The sequence below is a fragment of the Marispirochaeta aestuarii genome, from assembly GCF_002087085.1.
Taxonomy (GTDB): domain Bacteria; phylum Spirochaetota; class Spirochaetia; order JC444; family Marispirochaetaceae; genus Marispirochaeta; species Marispirochaeta aestuarii.
This window is the reverse complement of the sequence record NZ_MWQY01000009.1, coordinates 73,416-92,692: the sequence shown is the minus strand read 5'-3', so window position 1 is coordinate 92,692 and position 19,277 is coordinate 73,416. Positions and strand designations below refer to the sequence as shown.

The window sequence follows — 19,277 nt, the reverse complement described above, 5'->3', positions numbered from 1 at the left end:
GAGGCAAGTATGCTGGAAGACCTTACGCCTTCGCGGCGCTACGCGGTACTGTTTGTACTTCTTGTACTGACGGCTGTAGTACTCATCGGAGGATTCCTGCTGTTGCAGAATCTGCAGAATGCCAAGGTTTTGATGACCTTTTTCGCTGTTGTCTGGGGTCTCGGCTCTGTGGCACTTCTCTATTTTGTACTCAACCAGATAGCCCAGTCCATGCCCAGAAGTATACGTTCAATTGCAGTGGCCTTTGTGTTTGCAGGTCCGGCGGTTATTTTTCTGCTATGGGCCCTGGTTCTTCCGACCCTGCGCTCCCTTGCGCTGAGTTTTATGGATGCCGCGGGAAGAGAATTCGTATTTCTTGATAATTACAAGTTCGCCTTTACTGATCCCATCATGCTGGAAAGCTTCAGAAACAACCTGCTCTGGATTGTTTTCGGAACATCCGCCTGTGTTATTCTTGGTCTCATAATCTCGGTACTGGCAGACAAGAGCCGCTTCGAGAAGGTCATCAAATCCCTGATATTCATGCCCATGGCAATCTCCTTTGTCGGTGCAGGTGTTATCTGGAAGTTTATCTACGCCTATAAGGGCGAAGGGATCAATATCGCTGAAATCGGTCTGCTGAATGCCATCGTCACAGCCTTCGGCGGCGAAGCCCAGGCCTGGCTGCTGGTTCCCTTCTGGAACAACTTTTTTCTGATTATCATTATGGTATGGCTGCAGACAGGCTACGCGATGGTGATAATCTCGGCGGCAATAAAGGGTATTCCGGAATCCATCAACGAAGCCGCCAGAGTGGATGGTGCAGGACCCATACGGATTTTTTTCAATATTACGATTCCGTCCATCATGCCTACCATTGTTACAGTAACCACGACGATCCTGATTTTCAGCCTCAAACTCTTTGATATCGTCCGGGTTATGACCGGTGGAAACTACGGAACCAATGTTATTGCCAATGAGTTCTACCTGCAGCAGTTTTCCTACAATAATTCGGGCCGTGCATCGGCTATCGCTATTATTCTGCTGGTGGTTATCATACCGGTCCTTATCTATAACCTGAAGCAATTCCGTGCCAGGAGTGTGTTGAAATGAAAAAAAGAGCGGAAAAAAAACTGTTCTCTCCGGGCAAGCTGCTTGTAGAACTTATTCTTGTTGCGATCGTGCTTAGCTGGACGGTTCCCACCCTGGGGATTTTTGTTACCTCCTTTCGGGATTCCAAGGATATTTACGGGTCTGGCTGGTGGACGGTGCTGCCCCACAAAGACTGGGTCCTTACCCATGAGTACGAGCTGCCTGAGGATACGAATCCCGATGCGCCCATTACCATCGAAGACCACACGGCCTCTTTTGAACAGTGGCGACAGGGTATAAGTGTAGAAGAGGGCAAGCAGATTCGCTGGATCGGAAATAAGCGCTCAAGAACGATCAGGGTGTATGAGGAAAAATGGATCGGCTTCGGTGCTAACCTGACTATGCAGAACTACAAGGATGTTCTCTCCGGCGGAGAGGTTTCTTTTGTAGATGCCCAGGGTAACACGATATCACGGCAGGGGAGCAATTTTGCCGATGCTGTTCTGAACTCACTGGCAGTCAGTATTCCCGCTACAATAATCCCCATTCTTATCGCAGCTTTTGCGGCCTATGCCTTCGCCTGGATGGAGTTCCCCATGCGCAGACCCTTCTTTACCATGGTGGTGGCACTTCTGGTCGTACCGCTACAGATTGCCCTGATACCCATATTGCGGGATTTTACCAACTGGGGAATTACCGGTACCTTCCTGGGTATGTGGATGGCGCACACGGGCTTTGGTCTGCCTCTGGCAATCTACCTGCTGTACAACTACATCAGTACCCTGTCCCGGGACATCTTTGAATCAGCCTATCTCGATGGCGCAACACCCTTTACTACCTTTGTGCGCCTGGTTCTGCCTTTGTCCGTTCCGGCCCTGGCGAGCTTTGCAATCTTTCAGTTCCTCTGGGTCTGGAATGATTACCTTGTTGCCCTGGTCTTCCTGGGAGACAAAAACCGGGTTGTAACCAGTGCCCTGGCTGCCATGGTTGGCGAAAAGGGGCAGGACTGGCATCTGCTGACCTCCGGTGCCTTTCTGAGCATGATACTTCCTTTGATCGTCTTCTTCGGTCTGCAGCGTTTCTTTGTCCGTGGTCTTATGGCAGGCAGTGTAAAGGGGTGATTTCTGTGTTTGGCGGGGCTTAACGGTTCCGCCATCCTATTTTATAGAAAACGGTGTTGCATTTTTTACTATTAGAGGGAATAATCCTATTTTATGAGCATGGGAAAATCCCCGATCAAAAAGGTCTATATCGGAGACCGGGTTTATAGTGAAATAAAACGAATGTTGATCGAGCGGTCAATTCTTCCGGGGGATCGGATCGATAAATCTGAGTTGTGTCGACAATTGCGTGTTAGTCTGACTCCAGTAAACGAGGCAGTAAAACGGCTGGTAGGGGAGGATCTGATAGAAAAACGAGGCAATAGTGGTTTTTTTGCCCGGGAATATACTCCCCAGTATTTGATTGATTTTTATGAAGCACGGGCTGCCATGGAGAGTATGGCGTTGCGACGGTGCATTGAAAATCTCGATGATGACGAACTCTTTGGTCTAATCGACTTTGGTGAACGACTCAAAGAAGTACATACTAAAGGGGATGCCGTTGAATATCTACGAGTAGATCGGGAATTCCATCGGTCTATTCTCATGAAATCTGGTAATCGCATGTTCATCCGCTTCATTAAGACTTTTAATATGCTCACTACCTCTCTTAACATGGGTGTTATGCGTTCCCCTGACGAAACTATAGTTGAACATCTTGAAATTATTGATGCAATGCGCCGACGAGAGGCTGCACTTGCTCAGAAACTCATGATGGAGCATCATATGCGTTCCAGAAAATCACTTTCAGAGCATCTTACTAAAGGCGATTTAAAGTTTGATCTGCTTTTCACTGATTCATCAAATTCAGTTACTGATTGATTTTTTGAATTTATAAATTAACGAACTAAACCTTTCTATAGTTTTTTTAGCATCCCTTCTTTCGAGGGCGCTAAAAAGATCCTTTGCAAAAGATAGATGTTCCTCCCATTCAGTAGAATCGAGCAATCCATTCGTAATCATGATCACTAAAAGAGAACAGAATATGTTTTCAAGGACTTCATTGGCACAGTTGACAACGATTGCTTGAAAAAATTTGTAGAGGAATTCGAAGGAACGACCGTTGTCATCATTAGATTCCTGAGTGTTTATTATACGGTATATTCTCCCAAGATTTATGTCACTTAACTGGCACACCTGGTTAAGTATATCTATACCTATCAACTCAAAAAGATTGCAAATCCCGCACAGTTCCTCTCGACTGTAATTTCTTACAGAATAACCATGACGGGGAGCTTTTCCTGCTATCATCTGTCCTTCCAGGTGAGAAAGCACAGAATTGATTGGGGTTCTTGATATGGATAGCTCCCGGACTAGGAGGAGTTGATTTAGCCTATCACCAGCTTTAAGCTTTCTCTGCAACAAAAAAGAAAGTATACTGTCATATACCCCCTCCTCGAGGTCTTCATATTCAACAACGTTCATTATCGCCTCCTTGTATACTGATACTGAATTTTATCATTTCATTCATTCGATGAACTGGCCGCTATGTTCTGTTCAGTAAATAGAAATTCTCCATTCGCCTCTACGACTGGGTTTGTAGACCACTAAATATTTCAGAATATATTTATCCTTCCTGATGTTTTCTGGTATGACTAATGGAAATTGAAAACTACGTCCCGCTTAACACATCATCAATTCCCCGGGCCCTGCCTAACGCTACACGTATGGCAGACTCTTTCGTTGTTACAGCGTTGTGAGGTGAGAGTATGACATTTTCAAGGTGTAGCACTGGGCTAACAGATCCCGGCGGTTCAGGATTGAAAACATCCAATGCGGTACCAGCAATCCAGTTTTCATTAAGTGCTTGTATAAGATAATTTTCTATTATCACTGCGACGCTTCCACAATTTATGAAGAATGCACTCTTTTCATTAAGAGAACTCCCTTTTCTCGATACTTTCTCGGGTACCGGAGGTGACCGATACGTGAACGCTGACAAAATCGGCTTTGTTAAAGACATCGACACGGTTATTTTTGATCTTGCCCCCCTTAAGGAACCTGATCAGGTACTACAAAAGGATCGTACGCTCCGACTTCCTTTTCCAGGCCAAGGATTGACTTTTTGCCACTTTGGATGCAATCTTCCCCAAGCCGATCAATACGAGTATTTGCCTTCCAGATCTGCTCCTATGCTATGATTTCTGAAATCTCAATCGCCGTTCCTAGTTGATAGATCTCCATTATGGAAATAATGGGCACAGGCTATCAGTAATTGATGGTATGTTCAGCTATAATAATCACATATCCTACAGCTGAAGAGGTGACAAGTATCCTCAAATCCTTAACTGCTTCAATATCTACATTATCATAGCTAACGCAATAACGCGAAATTACCTTGATTATCTAACAATTCTCCATTATCTCCCTTGTGCTCTTAGCTGTTCCAAGTAAAGATGCGTCATGACCGGAGATTTCATCCATAAAAATTGCAGAAGTAATCTCTATTCCCATGACTATCTCATCACCACGCTCAATAATATCCTTTTCCCGTTTTGTCAATATCTTGGGGAACGTAAACTTCGTAGGCCATTTTCCCTTCCTATCCGAAATATTCACGGGCTATTTCTTCCCATTCTTTGATTTTACTTAACTGCGATTCAAGATCGTCTCCTTGTGGCATAAGGGCATCAGCTCGTACAGAGTAGTTCTCATGAGGGCACTTGTTGATAATGTCTTCTAATTTCGATCTCATTTGTCCGGTATCAGCCATGACAATATCGTTTACCGGATGTAGACATATTTCCAAAGCAGTTTTACTTCCAAAAATAGCATCCGCCTCTTCATACGATGTCCAGGGGCCTACATGACAAACCTCTAGATTCGGGAGTTTGTTTATTTTTGGTAGAAAGGCAGATATATTTCCGCAGCTATGCCAGTAGCGAACACCTCCAGATATTTTTGCAAGTTCCTCCTCATAGGGAAAAATCAGGTCATTGTAAATCTGGGGACCGATTGAAGGGCAATCAATCTCATCATTAAAAAGCTTCAATCGTGTAGGTTCTTCTCCGGTAAACCTGGTACGCTCTTTGGTCCATTCTATCTCGCTGTCAACAATAAAACGCATCAGCTTGTGCACACCCTCAGGATTCACCAGAACATCACAGAAAAGATCTGAAATCCCGCGCAAATGAACAGCCATACAGAAGGGGCCTCGGGCAAGTTCCGGAAATAGTACTTTGAGCTTTCCATCAGCAACTTCGTTCATCACTTGATAGAATTCATGAATTTTAGGCATCAACCCGCTTTTATAGAAATCTGGAGGTGTCAGTTTTTCTACCTGTTCCAGTGAGCTGAGAATCGGCTCTTTGATCCAACCCTCTTTATGCTCCTGCCAAACAACTTCACTTCCAAAAAGGCTAAGTTCCGTTATAACACCGAACCAAATGTACAGTTCGTCGGTAAAAACAAAGTTGTCCTTATAAAGTTGGTGATGGTTCAGACTTCGCTGTAGCTGAAATTCCATGTGGGTGTAGGGATCAGAGTAATATTCAACAAGATTTGTATCGTTTGTAAGCTTTCTCCACAGGGAAATATCCAGTTCAATAACATAGGGCAAGTGTCCATTTGGTTTAAGAGGTACAAATCCACGGGGTTTGTCTCGATTCCATGATCCAACTTCCTTCCACATCTTTAGGTTCTGTTTGTTGCGGTCGCTGTGTACTATTTCCAGGTACTTATCCATCAGCCCACGTATTCGATTGATCTGACGATTAGTTTTCATTCCTTCTCCTATTAACTAGTTCTTATTTGTCAAGACACTTCAAAAATGACATCAAATAAATATTGCATACAGTATTTGTTTGTGTGCAGTGATTGTACTATGTTGGTGCCATGCCGTAAAGTAGATTATGATAGTCTATTAAAAAAAATCGTGAATTCCGAGAATTATTCCTCATAATGAAAGTTACATGTGTTGACACTATTTGTAAGATCATTTGAGCAAACTGCTTTGAAGGTAATCGATAACAATAATTTACAAATAATAACCGAAATTTTATATACAACAAATAGTTGCATGTTTAATATTGCATTCAAAATAGATCTGGAGGGGTACATGACAAGCAGGGAAAGAGTTATTGCTGCATTGAAATTTAAAAGTCCGGGCAAGATCCCTCTTAATCTCTGGTTCCACCAGGCTACACGGAACCGCTATGGTCAGCAGCTTGATAATCTTATTCAGCGCTATCCAAACGATATTGATCTTATTGCCGGTCCCGGGGATAGAAACTTTTATAGCCGATCGACACAACGCGGGCGTTACGTTGATACCTGGGGCAGTTCATGGCTTGTCCTTGCCGATGGAATGGTGGGAGAGGTAAAAGAACCAGCTTTGAAGGATCTTGATGATGTGAATAATTGGTCTCCTCCCTACCTTTGGTTGGATTCTGAATGGGAGGAGCATAATGATCTGATTAACAAAAAGATAGAGCAATCTCGTAACAAAGGCCGTTTTGTAATCGGTGCTAAGGTTGAGCCTTTTCAGCGCATGCAGTTTGTCCGGGGGACAGAAAACCTCTTCATGGATATCGGTTTAAAAGAGAGGGGGCTTTTTATCTTCTTGGATAAAATAGCTGAGTATTTTGATCGATACCTTGATTACTGGCTTGATAAAGATGTAGATGGTATCTTTTTTACAGAAGACTGGGGATCTCAGATAAGTCTACTCATATCGCCTAAAGACTTCACAGCGATGTTCAAACCCATCTACCGGAAGATCATAGATAAGATACAAGCCAAGGGTAAATACATTTTTTTCCATAGCGACGGCTACATATATAATTTATACAAGGATTTAATTGATCTTGGGGTAGATGCGGTTAATAGTCAGATCTGGATAATGGACCTTGATGAGATCAGCAGGAATTTCAGGGGAAAAATATGTTTTTGGGGAGAGATCGATCGTCAGAATGTCCTAGCCTTCAAAGGTCCGGAGGAAATTTACAAAAGTGCGTCAAAAATGAAGGAGATGCTCACTGTTAATGGCGGAGGACTTATTGGTCAGAGTGTTGCCGGAGTGGATGTCTCCATTGAAAACATAGAAGCTCTATGTAATTGCTGGTAAGGATTCTAAGGGAATGTTCTGTGGAATATGAACGAAAATGATAGATAGCAGAACAGCATATTAGTGTTGAGGGCATCTGAACTAAAACAGCAATATGTTTAACAACTATCTTTCTTTGACGACAGGATTGGTTAAGACCAATTTAACTGTTTTTCAGAGATTGGCATATTAGATAATCTTTTGCTTTTTAGTAAATATCCATATAAATGAGTTTAATTTGAAGTTTTTCTTGCAGAAAATAAATTTCAATTGTACAATTAGCATAAATATTGCATGCAAAATTATATAGTGTGTATTTTAGGGAGGTTACTGTTAGCATGCAAAAAAGACAGGAGGTATTGTATGATCACAAAAAATCGAAGTTTTGGAATAGGGCTACTTTTGGTATTTTTAGCAGCATCACTTTTCGCTAATGGAGAACAGGAACAGTCAGAAAAAGCATGGCCTGCAAAGTCTGTGCAGATTGTTGTAGCTTTTAACCCCGGCGGAGATACAGATTATAACGCACGTGTTTACGCAAAATATCTGAAGGATATTCTTGGAGTCCCAGTTGTCGTTACAAATGTTACTGGTAGCGGAGGGACGATAGGAATGAGGCACGTTCTTGACAGTGATCCCGATGGATATACTGTACTGTGGCACCATTCAGCTATGATGGTTAGTGAAGCAGCAGGCTTGTGGGATAAAAACGCCAATGACTATGAGATTTCATGTATCGGGGCAAAAAGTGCAGGAGTACTCCTCTACGCTGACGGATCCGCACCCTACAATTCATTCGACGATGTCGTTGCAGCAACGAAGAAAACCCCCGATGCAATAACCTTTGCTGCGAACACCGGGGCTACAACCTATCTCGCCGGAGTAACCCTGTATGAACAGGGAGTCAAATTCAAGTTGGCAGACTTCGGAGGCGGTTCAGATCGGCTTGCTGCCCTTATGGGTGGTCATGTAGATATTATTCCTAATGCGTATGGCATGATGAAGGATTATATTGACAGCGGAGATGTGAAAGCTCTGGCAAGTCTCGGTTCCGAACGAATAGAAGAGGCCCCTGATGTACCAACTGTTGCTGAGCTGGGATTTCCCGATTCTACTTTGGATATGCTCTATTTCTTTGCCTTTCCAAAAGGAACGTCCCGGGAGATAGTAGAAACTTGGGCTGATGCAGCGGAAGAGGTCGCCAAGAATCCTCAATACCAAGAAGAGATCCATAAAGCTTATTTTCAGAAGCCCTTTTACCTTCGCGGCAATGATGCGCTTGATGCATTAAATGGTCAACGCGAAGTAATCATGAAGTATGCTGAACTTCTCAAAGTAAACTAAATCTTATCCATATATCCCTGCCTGATGCTTTTCAAGCAGGGATGTTATTTGAATAGTAAGGACATGATATGGTGCAACAAAAAAAAGATATCTGGTCAGGTTTTTTTTCACTAATTTTAGGCTTAGCTGTCCTTATCGCTTCTTTTGGTATTGATAAGACACGCCTTGCCGGTGTGGGGCCTGAATATTTACCAAAAGCTGTTGGTATCTACATCAGTATACTGAGCTTAATTTTAATTTCTAACTCACTGTATGAACTGAATATAAAGAAAACAAAGGAAAAGAAAGACAAAGACGAAGGCCCCTTAGAGGTACGCACTTTTGTGGCATCGGTTATCTTGCTTATTTCATATATATTTCTTCTTAAAGTTTTAGGATTCATTATAATGTCTGCAGTATTCCTGTTCGGAGAGATGTATATCCTTGCACCTAGGAATCATCGTAACATTCTGCTTTTTCTTATTTTATCTACAGGTTTGCCGACTGCTGTCTATTTTTTGTTCGTGAATGTTTTCAATCTGCTCTTGCCGGCGGGAATTCTGGGGTGAGGAGATAATGATATGCTACTGACAGGTATTCTTGCAGTACTGAACATAAAAACGCTACTATTGATCTTCATCGGTGTATCAATCGGGATCATCTTCGGTGCCATACCGGGTATGACAGCAACGATGGCAGTCGCACTATGCTTACCTATTACCTTTGGTTTGCAGCCGATCAACGGGATCTCTCTGTTGCTTGGACTTTATATCGGAGGTATTTCCGGAGGGTTAATAACCGCCATTCTGCTGAAGATTCCAGGCACTCCGGCATCTATTGCAACAACCTTTGACGGACATCCAATGGCGGCAAAGGGAGAGGCGGGTAAAGCTCTTGGTATCGGTATTGTGTACTCCTTTCTGGGAGGTTTAATTAGTATCTTAATCCTGATTTTTGTTTCACCGCCACTAGCGCGCATCGCTCTAAAGTTTTCATCCTATGATTATTTTTCAATCACAGTCTTTGCTTTAACCATGATAGCCAGTCTTTCTCAAGGGTCACTGGTAAAAGGGTTGATAGCGGGGGGCATTGGAGTTGGATTTTCTCTTGTAGGTGTTGCGCCTCTGGACGGTTATCCGCGCTTCACATTTGGTGTACATGTTTTAGATGGAGGATTCGGTCTTCTACCCCTTCTCATAGGTTTATATGCGGTTGGGGAAATCCTAAAGAATTCTGAACGCAAGGGAAAAGCAATTACAAAAGATGAGATCGCTGACTACAGAATTAGGGGATTCGGATTCAGTCCAAAGGAGTTCGCCCAACAGACAATCAACTGGATCAGATCAAGCCTTATAGGGACGGGAATAGGTATACTACCAGGTATCGGAGGATCTACTTCAAATATCGTGGCTTATATCACAGCAAAAAATCAATCCCGCCATCCTGAAAAATTTGGGACAGGCATCATGGACGGAATTGTCGCATCTGAATCTGCGAACAATGCTTCTGTAGGAGGAGCTCTAGTCCCTCTATTAACCCTAGGAATTCCAGGAGATACTGTAACCGCAATGCTCCTTGGTGGTCTAATGATCCATGGAATCCGGCCGGGCCCGCTTCTTTTTACTACAAACGGATACATAGTCTACAGTATTTTTGCTGCCCTTATTGTAGCCAATGTCGCTATGCTGATTCTTGAGTTTTTTGGGATGAGGGGGTTCGTACGGCTTCTAGCAATCCCTAGACACATTTTATTTTCTATAATTATGATGCTTTGTGTTGTTGGTGCCTATGCGGCAAATAATAGGATGTTCGATGTCATCTGTTTACTCGTTTTTGGATTAGCCGGATATCTGCTGATGAAGTTAAAATTTCCTCTTCCTCCGGTGGTTTTAGGTTTTATTCTTGGTCCGATTGCTGAACTGAACCTGCGAAGGGGATTGCAGCTTAGCGATGGCAGTTATCTACCGTTTATTCAGAAGCCCATATCTATTATTTTCCTTTCTGTAGCCCTCGTCTCATTGATAGTGTCTATTAGGAACAATTTCAAGGAAACAAAGATGCTATCTGAACAAAATGGCGGAGAAGGCAGTGTCACGAATTGAACGAGTCGAAGTATTTGATTTTACCTATATTGTTGAAAATATCGGTATAGCCTTTCAAGATGCTCATAACCATGTAGGATATCTGAAAGGTGGAAGAATGCCGATGTCTAAATACGCTATCATAATCGTATGTGATGATGGCTCGAGGGGTGAATACGTTACTCAGTGGGGTGGCACCAGATCGGCACTGGCTCAAACCCTGCAACTCGTTGCTGATTTACCTGGCAGAGATCCGGATGAAAGGGAGTTTTTCTATAAGGAGTGGAACCGCCGTCTCTGTCATACTGATCATATGGGCCAAGGACCAGTCGATATTGCACTTTGGGATTTGGCGGGAAAACAGAGTGGAAAGTCCGTAGCTGATATGATAGGCAGATACCGCAGTGAAATACTTGCCTATGCAAGCACCTATCATGGGGATCACACTGGAATGCTTGACAGCTATGATGCCTACTGTGATTTTGCTGTCCAGTGCCGCGAAATGGGGTACAAAGCCTTTAAGCATCATGGTTGGTTTGAAGGGGACGCAAAGGTTGAAGCAACCCTGATTCAAAAGCTCCGTGAACAAATAGGTGAGAGTCTGACCTTAATGTACGACGCGGCATCTGACCTTCAAACCTTTGGAGATGCGCTTTATGTTGGGAGGGCTTGCGATGATGCAGAATACTTTTGGTATGAAGATCCTTACAAAGATAACTCAATGTCATCATTTTCTCACAGAAAACTTCGCTCACTGATTAAAACACCGCTATTGATTACCGAGCACGTCCGGGCTTTGGAATCTAAATGTGATTTTATTCTTGCAGATGGGACAGACTTTGTTAGAACTGATCCTGAGTACGATATGGGTATTACTGGAGCTATTAAGACGGCACGGATGGCCGAAGCTTTTGGACTTGATGTAGAAGTACATGCTTGTGGCCCGGCTCATCGTCAGGTTGTAGGTGCTGTGCAAAATACCAATTTCTACGAAATCGCAACTGTGGGTCCTAAGCTACCCAATATTCTACCACCTTGCTATGCCTGTGGATACAAGGACGATATAGATTCCATCGGCGCGGATGGGTGTGTACCTATTCCCGATGATCCAGGACTTGGTGTAGTATACGATTGGGATTGGCTGAATGCCCATACAACTCAGCGTCATGTATTTTCTAATTAAAACAATAAAGATCCTGGAGTCTTTATACAGTTTTCGTGTTTGATAATATTTTCGGAGGTAACTGAATTGTCTGAACTGACGCAACAACAGATTGAGGGATTACGGATGTTTGATACCCCTACTATCGCCAACGCGATAGAGAGGTTCAATGTCCGTCCCCGCACGGAAGGGGCCATGACCCCGGAGATAAAGTGTATACTGCCCTACGGCAAAACAATGATCGGCTATGCCTGTACGGCCAAGGTTTCCGCATCTACACCCCCCACTCAGGAGCAGCTGGAAAACTGGATGAAGTATTTTGAGGTGCTGCAGAAGACCCCCCGTCCTGCCATCGCCCTTATCCAGGACCTTGATCCGGAACCGGTGGGTTCCTTCTGGGGCGAGGTAAACGCCACCACCCATAAGGCCCTGGGGGCTGTGGGGGTAATAACCAACGGCGGTGTGCGGGACCTCAACGAGGTGAAGGAACTTGGGTTCGGATTCTTCGCTAAATGTACCCTGGTGACCCACGCCTACATCCACATTGAGGAGTACAATACTCCTGTAAGCATCGGCGGCGTTACGGTCAATCCGGGGGACCTGCTGGCTGCCGACCGGCACGGTGTTGTGCTGATTCCCCGGGAAATCGCTCCGGAACTGGCCGCAGCCTGCAAACTGGCGGGAGACGCGGAGATGCCGGTACTGGAAAACTGCAGAAAGGCTCTTGCTGAAGGCAGAGAGGTGGATCTTTCCCAGTTGAAGGAGTGGAGGGCCGAAATGGGCCGTCTGCGGGCAAAAAAATAGTCCGGTTTTCCCTGCCGGACATACCCCGGCAGGGGGATCCTGTTCTCTTTTCTATGCTTCTATTGTCCTGGTCGCCAGGATCCTGACCCCGGATTCCGCAAAATCATCGAGAATGATATCTCCGCAGTATACCGGGGGCACAAGCTCCAGGGCGTAGAGCTGATTCAGCAGTGACGGAATATGCTCCCTGCCGATGGGCCTGTCAGTCTTTACCGGCAGACGGGCTAGTTTTTCAGATTCTATAGCCACCGTGGCTGTGACCATGCGACTGGGAGCAAGGGCTTCTTCCCTGCCGTAAATTTCCCCCCGGGGACAGCGGTTACCGCTGACGGATATCTTTTCGGGATTCTCCCCTTCCACCGTGAGCCTGCAGCCGATGGGACAGCTGATGCAGATCAGGTCTTTTTTCATGCCCCCTCCTTTTCGGGGATTTCCAGGGAAACCTCCAGATCAGTCTCGTCCCCTCCGGTGGTAAAACGGGAGGAAATCGCATCCTCATCGGCCGCGAGATCAAAACTGATCATCTCCGAGGGCTGAACATAGGGCAGTTTCCGGCGGAGGACTTCGATTCCGCCGAGCCGGACGCACAGACGAGCTCCGGTTCCGGTAATCATGCTGCGCAGATAAAAGCGGTTTTTCCCGGTCAGGGCAAAACGTCCCGGAACCACATACTTGACATTGCGTCCCGCACCGACCCGGAGTTGTTCTCCGGCGGAGACTCCGGACAGATAATCGAGAACCGCCTGGCCGCAGTGTCTGGCCTCTTCCGAGGCGTAATCCACCAGATCGTGAACGTGTAGAACATTTCCGCAGGCAAAGATCCCCGTTACCGAGGTCATGTACCGTGCGTCAACAACCGGACCGCCTGTTTCAGGATGGAGCCGCACTCCGGCCTTTCTTGAGATCTCATTCTCCGGGACCAGGCCGACGGAGAGCAGCAGGGTATCGCAGGGTATATGGAAAGCCCCGGAAGCTTCACCGCCGGCATTTCTCACCGGTGCGACATCGACGCCGCTGATCCTGTCCTTGCCATATATTCGCGTTATGCTGTGGGACAGGTAGAGGGGAATATCGAAGTCCCGGAGACATTGCACAATGTTGCGGGTTATTCCGGCGGGGTAGGGCTGGATTTCTATTACTCCCCGAACCCTGGCCCCGATCCAGGTCATCCGGCGGGCCATTATAAGACCGATATCGCCGGAGCCCACAATAACACATTCCCGGCCCGGAACCATACCGTCAATATTGACCAGGCGCTGGGCAAGGCCGGCGGTAAAAATACCCGAAGGACGCGTCCCGGGGGTGCCCAGGTTGCCCCGGTTGCGTTCCCTGCAGCCCATGGCAAGCACGATGGCTCTGCAGCGGAAACGGACCATTCCCGATTCCCTGGAAAAACCGTAGAGCAGCTGAGTTCCCTCTTCCGTCTCCATCAGGGTAACGGTCATGCCGGTAAACACCTTAACGGAGAGTCCATCCAGGTCCCGGATGCAGCGTTCGGCGTATTCGGGACCGGTAAGCTCCTCGTTGTACTGGTGAAGACCGAACCCGTTATGAATACACTGATTGAGAATGCCCCCCAGGGTCTCTTCCCTCTCCACTACAGCCACGGAAGCTCCTCCGCGGCTCATCTCCGCAGCAGCGGATAATCCGGAGGCTCCGCCGCCGATAACCACGGCATCAAACTCGGTGTGCTTCATGATGTTTTCGCGGGACTGATCCGCTCCCGGACAATCCAGCTCTTCCTCCCCCGTTTTGTTATCTTCTCCCAGGGCAGACCTGTTTCCCTTCTGAGAATCTGCAGGATTTTATAGCTGCAGAAGCCTCCCTGGCATCGGCCCATTCCGGCGCGGGTGTAGAATTTTATGCCGTCCAGGCTGGTATGACCCCGTCGGATGGCTGCAACGACCTCCGCCTCGCTTACGTTTTCGCAGCGGCAGATTATATTTCCATAGGCGGGATCCGCCTTTACGGCGGCGTCCTGCTCATGAAGGCTCATGCTGCGGAATCTGGGGACTGCGGGAATTTCTCCCTGATAATCCGGATCTTCAGTCAGCTCGAGTCCCCCCTGCTTCAGCAGGTCTTTGACATATTCTGCGATTGCCGGGGCCGCGGTCAGTCCGGGAGACTGGATTCCCGCAACCTGAACGAATCTTTCCGCCTTTTCGGAACGGGCGATATAAAAATCTCCGTCCTCCAGGGAGGGCCGCAGGCCTGCAAAGGAGGTAATGATGTCCCGCTCTGACACGGAGGGGATCAGCCTTCGGGCTGAGTAAAAGACCTTTTCAAAATTCTCGCTGCTGGTAGCAAGATCTTCCTTGTCGTCGGTTTCTAGGGCGGTGGGTCCTATCATGGTTGTGCCTTCCACTGTGGGAATGACCAGCATGCCCTTGGAAACCGGATTCGGAACCGGAAAAATCACCCTGCCGGTATGGGCCGAGGCCTCCCGGTCCAGCAGAAACTCCTCCCCTTTGCGGGGATGTATGCGGAAGTCCTCGGCACCGAAAAGTCCGGAGATCCGGTCGGCAAAGAGTCCGGCGGCATTGATTACCCATCGGCCCCTGATGCTTTGTCCATCAGAACCGTGCAGAACATATTCCCGGTCTTCGGATCCGGTTTTTCCTGATTTTTCTACTCCCGCCACATCGAAATTCGTATGAAGATCCACTCCGTTCAGGACTGCTGATTCAACCAGGCTGAATACCAGACGGTAGGGTTCCACGATTCCGCCGCCGGGGGCGAAAAGTCCTCCCATCACATCGGAATTCAGTTTGGGTTCCAGCATATGCATCCTGTCGCCGTTGCACAGTTCTATGCCGATCGCTCCATTGGCAACGCCCCGATTGTAGAGCTCCTGAACAATACGCATCTCTTCAGTGGAAAAGGCGGCAACCAGTATACCGCAGCGTCGGAAGGGAAAGTGGAGTTCCCGCTGCAGCTTGTCATACATCAGGTTTCCCTGAATCTCGAGCCTCGATTTCAGCAGATCCGGCGAGTGGTGGAATCCACCGTGAATCACTCCGGAATTGGCCTTGGAGACCCCGAAGCTCACATCGATCTCCTTCTCCAGAAGGGCAATGGAAAGCCGGTAGGCCGAAAGCCGCCTGGCAATGGCAGCGCCGCTGACGCCTGCGCCGATAACGACGACATCGTATCTTTTCATCATATTCAACCATAGAATCGCCCCTTCACCCTGTCAAGCAAAGAATTATTGCTAAAGGCTCGATTTCCGGCTAAGCTGATTCATGTAAAAGTGAGGTTTTTACGTGAAAAGAATATCTTCTGTCCTCCTTCTGCTGCTCCTGATTGCCGCCATGCCGGTTTTCTCCGCATGGAGCGAGAGTGCTGTTGCGCTGTCGGGAATAGAAAACGCCGGCGGGGATCCCCGCTACGATTACCTGGCGGGTATCGTCGAGGGCCTGCTGCTCTTTGACCTTTCCCGCGCACCGGGTATTGTCCTTGTAAACCGCAGCAGCATTGATGATGTGCTGGAGGAGCAACGACTGGCCCTGACCGGTCTTACCAGGGAGGAGAAGTCGGTTCAGATCGGACGCCTGGTGGGGGCCGATGTTCTGATTCACGGAAGTTATGTTTTCATGGGCGGGGACGTACTCTTTTCCCTGACCATAACCGATGTGGAATCCGGCTCGGTACGGGCGGTCTCGGAGCGGGGGGCCACGGAGAATACTCTTCATCGCCTCGCCGAAAAGTCGGTGGCAGCCATCAACGGGGGAAGGATCAGTTTTACCGACCCTGACAGCGGTCGTTCAATCTTGTCTTTCCAGGATGAAAAACCCGGGGAGATCCTGCTCTATTCCAATCTCGTGGACGCGGAGATACGAGTGGACGGGGACTTTATCGGTTATACCACCGGTGACTCAAGGGTCCCCTTTGCAATTACCGGCATCAGTCCGGGGACCCACGTGGTGGAGACAGATCTCGGTGGAGACTTCGGTGTCGTCAGGCTTCCGGAGATAAGCTTTCACAACTGGTCTGCAAAGGTTCAGGTGAGTCCCGGAGGTCGTTCCGTCCTGCGGGCCAACGAGCGTCATTTCAATTCCATCCTCTACGATCTGCAGCAGCTGTTCCGTCTGAGCGAAACCCTCTATTCCGACGGGAAAAATGAAATGAGTTTCAGGGATGATCTTTCCTTTACGGACAGAAAGGGAAATTCCGTTGCGGCAGCTGTTTCCGGGGAGGCGCGATTCAGCGAATCCAGGGGGACTCTCAATGTTGTGTACAGCTACGAAGGAGAAGAACACAGTTTCTCCCTGGATACCGCAAAGCCGGATTCTTCCATTGAAACAGAGATCGGCCTCAGCTCCCTTCGTCTGAGCATTGAATCCCGTTACACGAACTCCTGCAGTGTAAGCGTCTATGTGGACAGAACCGATGTATACCAGGGACTTCACCGGGAAGAGGGGAAGCAGGGTGCCGGTGTACCCTGATGCCGGCTTCTAGGAAAACAGGAACCTGTAGGGCCGGGCGATCCTGGTCTCCAGATCGTCCAGGCTAATGTAACGGGCCTCCCGGACGGTCTCCTTCCCTTCGGCGTAGACCAGGATAGCGGGGATGGTATAAACGGAGAATCTTCCCGCCGCTTCGGGGATCTGATCAAGATCGACGTACCCGGCTCTGATCCGTGGGTATTCCTTCAGAAGTCCTTCCACCTTGGGCCTGATCGCCGTGCAGACACCGCAGTCCGGCCTGCTGAGATAGAGCAGGGCCATGGGGTTTTCGCTGATCAGTCGTTCAGCTTCTTCAAGATTCTTCAGGCTAATCATATTCAAGGAAGACTATACCTCAATCAGATTGACACGGCAAGCTGGATATCTGTAACGTGTAGCCCATGCCGGTGGACAACATAATGCGTCAATCATCTTTCAGACAGGGGCTGCTCCAGGGAGTGCCGATTTTTATCGGCTACTTTCCGGCGGCTGTCGCCTTCGGTCTTCTTGCCCGCAACGGAGGCCTGGATTTTCCCGCTGTTCTTCTTTTTTCCATGACCAACTTCGCGGGGGCCTCCCAGTTTCTGGCCCTTAATTTAACCTTAACCGGGTCGGCCCTCTATGAGATTATTACCGGTGTGCTTCTTGTCAACCTGCGCTACCTCCTGATGAGCGCCTCCCTGCGTCCCAAACTGCGCTGCGGTCTTCTGCTGCGCGGTCTTGCGGCTTTCGGTAATACCGACGAGGTTTTTGCGGTTGCCTCTCTCCGTGAGTCTTACCTTGAACCCCGGTTTATGGCCGGACTCGAAGCTGTTTCCTACGCCGGGTGGATTTCCGGGACTGTCACCGGGTATCTCTTCGGTGCGGTACTGCCCGGGCCTGTTCAGGCGGCGGTGGGGGGAACCTTATATGCCCTCTTTGCAGCCCTTCTTGTCCCGGAGGTCAAGCGGGAAAGCAGGAACCTGGTGGTAGCCGGACTGGCCGCAGCAATCAACTGCGTAATGGTATACGGAGCCGGTCTCTCCATCGGCTGGTCCTTCGTCGTGGCCCTGATTGCGGCGGCTCTTTTCGGTGCTTTCTATATTCCCCCATCGCCGGAGTACCGGGAGGCCCTGTGAGAAGCGATATTGTGATGATTATAGCCGGCGCCGCTCTGGCAACCTATCTTCCCCGGGCGATCCCCTTCCTTGTCGGTTTTCCGGAAAATATACCCGGATTTCTCCGCCGGCTTCTTGCGGTAATGCCCGTCGCCGCGCTGGGGGCTCTGATTTTTCCCGCAGTGCTGTTGTCCTTTCCGGAGCGTCCCGTCGCCGGTATCGCGGGAGTCGCTGCGGCTGCCCTTGTCGCCTGGGTGCGGGGAGGACTTATCATTCCTGTCCTCAGCTCCATTGCCTCCGCCTATATCATACTGAGTCTGTAAGGCGCTTTGATGCCGTCTGCATCCGGATTATGCCGGAAGGGATGACATCTCCGGGGCAGGATATTTTGCGCCAGGCTGCTACATTTTTGCCTGCGAATATAGTACTTTAACTCTTATGAAGGATACCGACACCGGTTCCCGGGTTCCGTCTTCGCCCGGTTCAAACAGACTTCTTTCCAGCCGCCTGTACGACCTTTTCATGGTCCCTCTGGAAGCGGCGGGAATCGCGCGACTGCGAAGAAGGATTATTCCCCGGGCAGAGGGAGATGTGCTGGAAACCGGTGCAGGAACAGGGGCAAACCTGAAATACTACAATCAAGCACAGCTTTCTTCGCTGATTCTCAGCGATCATAAACCCGGCCGACTTCTTCTCAGGCGGGCCTTCAGGTATAAAGCAGAGGTGGTGGAGGCAGATGTCTCCCGTCTCCCCTTTGAGGATAAAACCTTCGATACCGTGGTATTCACCCTGCTGTTCTGCTCCGTGGAAGATCCGGCTGCGGGACTCGCAGAAATACAGCGTGTGTTGAAACCGGGGGGCAGAATCCTCTTCCTCGAGCATGTGCTCGGATGCTCCCCTCTTACCCGGGCGGTCCAGCACTCCCTGACGCCATTCTGGCGGCGGATCAGCGGAAACTGTCACCTGAACAGGGAGACCTTCGATCTTATTGCAGGTTCCGGATTCGTTATTGAGGAACGTATGACCGAAGCAGGCTGTGTCCTCAGCGCGGGGATCGGTCGCCGATAAGCTGCATCAGGATGATGATCGATTCAATCTGGAGTTTTCGGCTGATCTTCATGGGCCGAGTGTGAAGGTAGAATGTCAGGAA

The 19,277-nt window shown here is 48.3% G+C and carries 22 protein-coding genes; 13 read left to right on the top strand and 9 right to left on the bottom strand.

The window, feature by feature from the left end; all coding sequences use genetic code 11:
* Positions 1-9: 9 nt before the first annotated feature.
* The 3 genes from B4O97_RS09385 (at position 10) to B4O97_RS09375 (ending at position 2,993) form a co-directional block, all read left to right on the top strand.
* The gene (locus B4O97_RS09385) at positions 10-1,092 is read left to right on the top strand and encodes a carbohydrate ABC transporter permease (RefSeq protein ID WP_083050315.1); all 1,083 of its coding nucleotides are present in this window, start codon (positions 10-12) and stop codon (positions 1,090-1,092) included.
* On the top strand, positions 1,089-2,192 hold the full coding sequence (locus B4O97_RS09380) for a carbohydrate ABC transporter permease (RefSeq protein WP_096348873.1): 1,104 nt from the start codon (positions 1,089-1,091) through the stop codon (positions 2,190-2,192). Before B4O97_RS09385 ends, B4O97_RS09380 begins: the two co-directional genes overlap by 4 nt.
* Positions 2,193-2,285: 93 nt before the next feature.
* Positions 2,286-2,993 (top strand): GntR family transcriptional regulator, encoded by a 708-nt coding sequence (locus B4O97_RS09375; protein WP_083050313.1) that lies wholly within the window; start codon positions 2,286-2,288, stop codon positions 2,991-2,993.
* Here the strand turns inward: B4O97_RS09375 and B4O97_RS09370 are convergent.
* The 5 genes from B4O97_RS09370 to B4O97_RS09350 form a co-directional block, all read right to left on the bottom strand.
* Positions 2,979-3,596, bottom strand: coding sequence for a GntR family transcriptional regulator (locus B4O97_RS09370; RefSeq protein ID WP_083050312.1), 618 nt, complete (start codon positions 3,594-3,596; stop codon positions 2,979-2,981). The genes B4O97_RS09375 and B4O97_RS09370 overlap by 15 nt on opposite strands.
* A 187-nt stretch (positions 3,597-3,783) precedes the next feature.
* Positions 3,784-4,134, bottom strand: coding sequence for an NAD(P)-dependent oxidoreductase (locus B4O97_RS19825; protein ID WP_083050310.1), 351 nt, complete (start codon positions 4,132-4,134; stop codon positions 3,784-3,786).
* A gap of 245 nt (positions 4,135-4,379) precedes the next feature.
* Complete coding sequence (locus tag B4O97_RS19820; RefSeq protein WP_408606641.1) at positions 4,380-4,505, bottom strand: hypothetical protein; 126 nt, start codon at positions 4,503-4,505, stop codon at positions 4,380-4,382.
* A 12-nt stretch (positions 4,506-4,517) separates the two neighbouring features.
* Positions 4,518-4,730, bottom strand: coding sequence for a hypothetical protein (locus tag B4O97_RS09355; protein WP_083050308.1), 213 nt, complete (start codon positions 4,728-4,730; stop codon positions 4,518-4,520).
* Positions 4,714-5,895, bottom strand: a complete 1,182-nt coding sequence (locus tag B4O97_RS09350) for a uroporphyrinogen decarboxylase family protein (protein ID WP_083050307.1) — start codon at positions 5,893-5,895, stop codon at positions 4,714-4,716. Before B4O97_RS09350 ends, B4O97_RS09355 begins: the two co-directional genes overlap by 17 nt.
* 333 nt (positions 5,896-6,228) lie before the next feature.
* Here B4O97_RS09350 and B4O97_RS09345 point away from each other — a divergent pair, with 333 nt between their 5' ends.
* The 6 genes from B4O97_RS09345 (at position 6,229) to B4O97_RS09320 (ending at position 12,585) form a co-directional block, all read left to right on the top strand.
* On the top strand, positions 6,229-7,236 hold the full coding sequence (locus B4O97_RS09345) for a uroporphyrinogen decarboxylase family protein (protein WP_158084232.1): 1,008 nt from the start codon (positions 6,229-6,231) through the stop codon (positions 7,234-7,236).
* 342 nt (positions 7,237-7,578) lie between these two features.
* Entirely contained in the window at positions 7,579-8,559 is a 981-nt protein-coding gene (locus B4O97_RS09340) for a tripartite tricarboxylate transporter substrate binding protein (RefSeq protein WP_158084231.1), read from the top strand.
* Positions 8,560-8,627: 68 nt separating this feature from the next.
* The gene (locus B4O97_RS09335; protein ID WP_083050302.1) at positions 8,628-9,107 is read left to right on the top strand and encodes a tripartite tricarboxylate transporter TctB family protein; all 480 of its coding nucleotides are present in this window, start codon (positions 8,628-8,630) and stop codon (positions 9,105-9,107) included.
* A gap of 12 nt (positions 9,108-9,119) precedes the next feature.
* Complete coding sequence (locus B4O97_RS09330) at positions 9,120-10,640, top strand: tripartite tricarboxylate transporter permease (RefSeq protein WP_083050300.1); 1,521 nt, start codon at positions 9,120-9,122, stop codon at positions 10,638-10,640.
* Positions 10,627-11,802, top strand: a complete 1,176-nt coding sequence (locus B4O97_RS09325) for an enolase C-terminal domain-like protein (protein WP_198947046.1) — start codon at positions 10,627-10,629, stop codon at positions 11,800-11,802. Before B4O97_RS09330 ends, B4O97_RS09325 begins: the two co-directional genes overlap by 14 nt.
* A gap of 105 nt (positions 11,803-11,907) precedes the next feature.
* Complete coding sequence (locus B4O97_RS09320; RefSeq protein ID WP_083050296.1) at positions 11,908-12,585, top strand: RraA family protein; 678 nt, start codon at positions 11,908-11,910, stop codon at positions 12,583-12,585.
* A gap of 51 nt (positions 12,586-12,636) precedes the next feature.
* On the opposite strand, the gene B4O97_RS09315 is transcribed toward B4O97_RS09320, so the two are convergent.
* Genes B4O97_RS09315 through B4O97_RS09305 form a run of 3 tightly spaced genes read right to left on the bottom strand, consistent with a single transcriptional unit; the run spans position 12,637 to position 15,748 of the window.
* On the bottom strand, positions 12,637-12,996 hold the full coding sequence (locus B4O97_RS09315) for a DUF1667 domain-containing protein (RefSeq protein WP_083050295.1): 360 nt from the start codon (positions 12,994-12,996) through the stop codon (positions 12,637-12,639).
* Complete coding sequence (locus B4O97_RS09310) at positions 12,993-14,282, bottom strand: NAD(P)/FAD-dependent oxidoreductase (protein ID WP_083050293.1); 1,290 nt, start codon at positions 14,280-14,282, stop codon at positions 12,993-12,995. Before B4O97_RS09310 ends, B4O97_RS09315 begins: the two co-directional genes overlap by 4 nt.
* Entirely contained in the window at positions 14,279-15,748 is a 1,470-nt protein-coding gene (locus B4O97_RS09305) for an NAD(P)/FAD-dependent oxidoreductase (RefSeq protein ID WP_083050292.1), read from the bottom strand. The genes B4O97_RS09310 and B4O97_RS09305 overlap by 4 nt, the downstream gene beginning before the upstream one ends.
* 100 nt (positions 15,749-15,848) lie before the next feature.
* On the opposite strand from B4O97_RS09305, the gene B4O97_RS09300 reads away from it, so the two are divergent.
* Positions 15,849-17,030 (top strand): CsgG/HfaB family protein, encoded by a 1,182-nt coding sequence (locus B4O97_RS09300; protein ID WP_083050290.1) that lies wholly within the window; start codon positions 15,849-15,851, stop codon positions 17,028-17,030.
* Between the two features lie 9 nt (positions 17,031-17,039).
* Here B4O97_RS09300 and B4O97_RS09295 read toward each other — a convergent pair whose 3' ends face one another.
* Positions 17,040-17,366 (bottom strand): thioredoxin family protein, encoded by a 327-nt coding sequence (locus tag B4O97_RS09295; protein WP_083050289.1) that lies wholly within the window; start codon positions 17,364-17,366, stop codon positions 17,040-17,042.
* An 83-nt stretch (positions 17,367-17,449) separates the two neighbouring features.
* Here B4O97_RS09295 and B4O97_RS09290 point away from each other — a divergent pair, with 83 nt between their 5' ends.
* The 3 genes from B4O97_RS09290 to B4O97_RS09280 all read left to right on the top strand — a co-directional run bounded on the left by B4O97_RS09290 (position 17,450) and on the right by B4O97_RS09280 (position 19,195).
* A complete protein-coding gene (locus B4O97_RS09290; RefSeq protein ID WP_158084230.1) occupies positions 17,450-18,148 on the top strand; it encodes an AzlC family ABC transporter permease in 699 nt (232 codons plus the stop codon).
* Positions 18,145-18,450: an AzlD domain-containing protein gene (locus B4O97_RS09285; protein WP_083050285.1), complete on the top strand. Its 306-nt coding sequence runs from the start codon at positions 18,145-18,147 to the stop codon at positions 18,448-18,450. Before B4O97_RS09290 ends, B4O97_RS09285 begins: the two co-directional genes overlap by 4 nt.
* Before the next feature lie 115 nt (positions 18,451-18,565).
* A complete protein-coding gene (locus B4O97_RS09280) occupies positions 18,566-19,195 on the top strand; it encodes a class I SAM-dependent methyltransferase (RefSeq protein WP_083050283.1) in 630 nt (209 codons plus the stop codon).
* Positions 19,196-19,277: the final 82 nt, after the last annotated feature.

Coding starts and splice junctions, on each gene's coding strand:
- B4O97_RS09310 (WP_083050293.1), bottom strand. CDS start 14,282: ATGAAGCACACCGAGTTTGATGCCGTGGTTATCGGCGGCGGAGCCTCC.
- B4O97_RS09305 (WP_083050292.1), bottom strand. CDS start 15,748: ATGATGAAAAGATACGATGTCGTCGTTATCGGCGCAGGCGTCAGCGGC.
- B4O97_RS09350 (WP_083050307.1), bottom strand. CDS start 5,895: ATGAAAACTAATCGTCAGATCAATCGAATACGTGGGCTGATGGATAAG.
- B4O97_RS09345 (WP_158084232.1), top strand. CDS start 6,229: ATGACAAGCAGGGAAAGAGTTATTGCTGCATTGAAATTTAAAAGTCCG.
- B4O97_RS09385 (WP_083050315.1), top strand. CDS start 10: ATGCTGGAAGACCTTACGCCTTCGCGGCGCTACGCGGTACTGTTTGTA.
- B4O97_RS19825 (WP_083050310.1), bottom strand. CDS start 4,134: ATGTCTTTAACAAAGCCGATTTTGTCAGCGTTCACGTATCGGTCACCT.
- B4O97_RS09315 (WP_083050295.1), bottom strand. CDS start 12,996: ATGAAAAAAGACCTGATCTGCATCAGCTGTCCCATCGGCTGCAGGCTC.
- B4O97_RS09295 (WP_083050289.1), bottom strand. CDS start 17,366: ATGATTAGCCTGAAGAATCTTGAAGAAGCTGAACGACTGATCAGCGAA.
- B4O97_RS09340 (WP_158084231.1), top strand. CDS start 7,579: ATGATCACAAAAAATCGAAGTTTTGGAATAGGGCTACTTTTGGTATTT.
- B4O97_RS09330 (WP_083050300.1), top strand. CDS start 9,120: ATGCTACTGACAGGTATTCTTGCAGTACTGAACATAAAAACGCTACTA.
- B4O97_RS09290 (WP_158084230.1), top strand. CDS start 17,450: ATGCGTCAATCATCTTTCAGACAGGGGCTGCTCCAGGGAGTGCCGATT.
- B4O97_RS09370 (WP_083050312.1), bottom strand. CDS start 3,596: ATGAACGTTGTTGAATATGAAGACCTCGAGGAGGGGGTATATGACAGT.
- B4O97_RS09280 (WP_083050283.1), top strand. CDS start 18,566: ATGAAGGATACCGACACCGGTTCCCGGGTTCCGTCTTCGCCCGGTTCA.
- B4O97_RS09375 (WP_083050313.1), top strand. CDS start 2,286: ATGAGCATGGGAAAATCCCCGATCAAAAAGGTCTATATCGGAGACCGG.
- B4O97_RS09320 (WP_083050296.1), top strand. CDS start 11,908: ATGTTTGATACCCCTACTATCGCCAACGCGATAGAGAGGTTCAATGTC.
- B4O97_RS09380 (WP_096348873.1), top strand. CDS start 1,089: ATGAAAAAAAGAGCGGAAAAAAAACTGTTCTCTCCGGGCAAGCTGCTT.
- B4O97_RS09335 (WP_083050302.1), top strand. CDS start 8,628: ATGGTGCAACAAAAAAAAGATATCTGGTCAGGTTTTTTTTCACTAATT.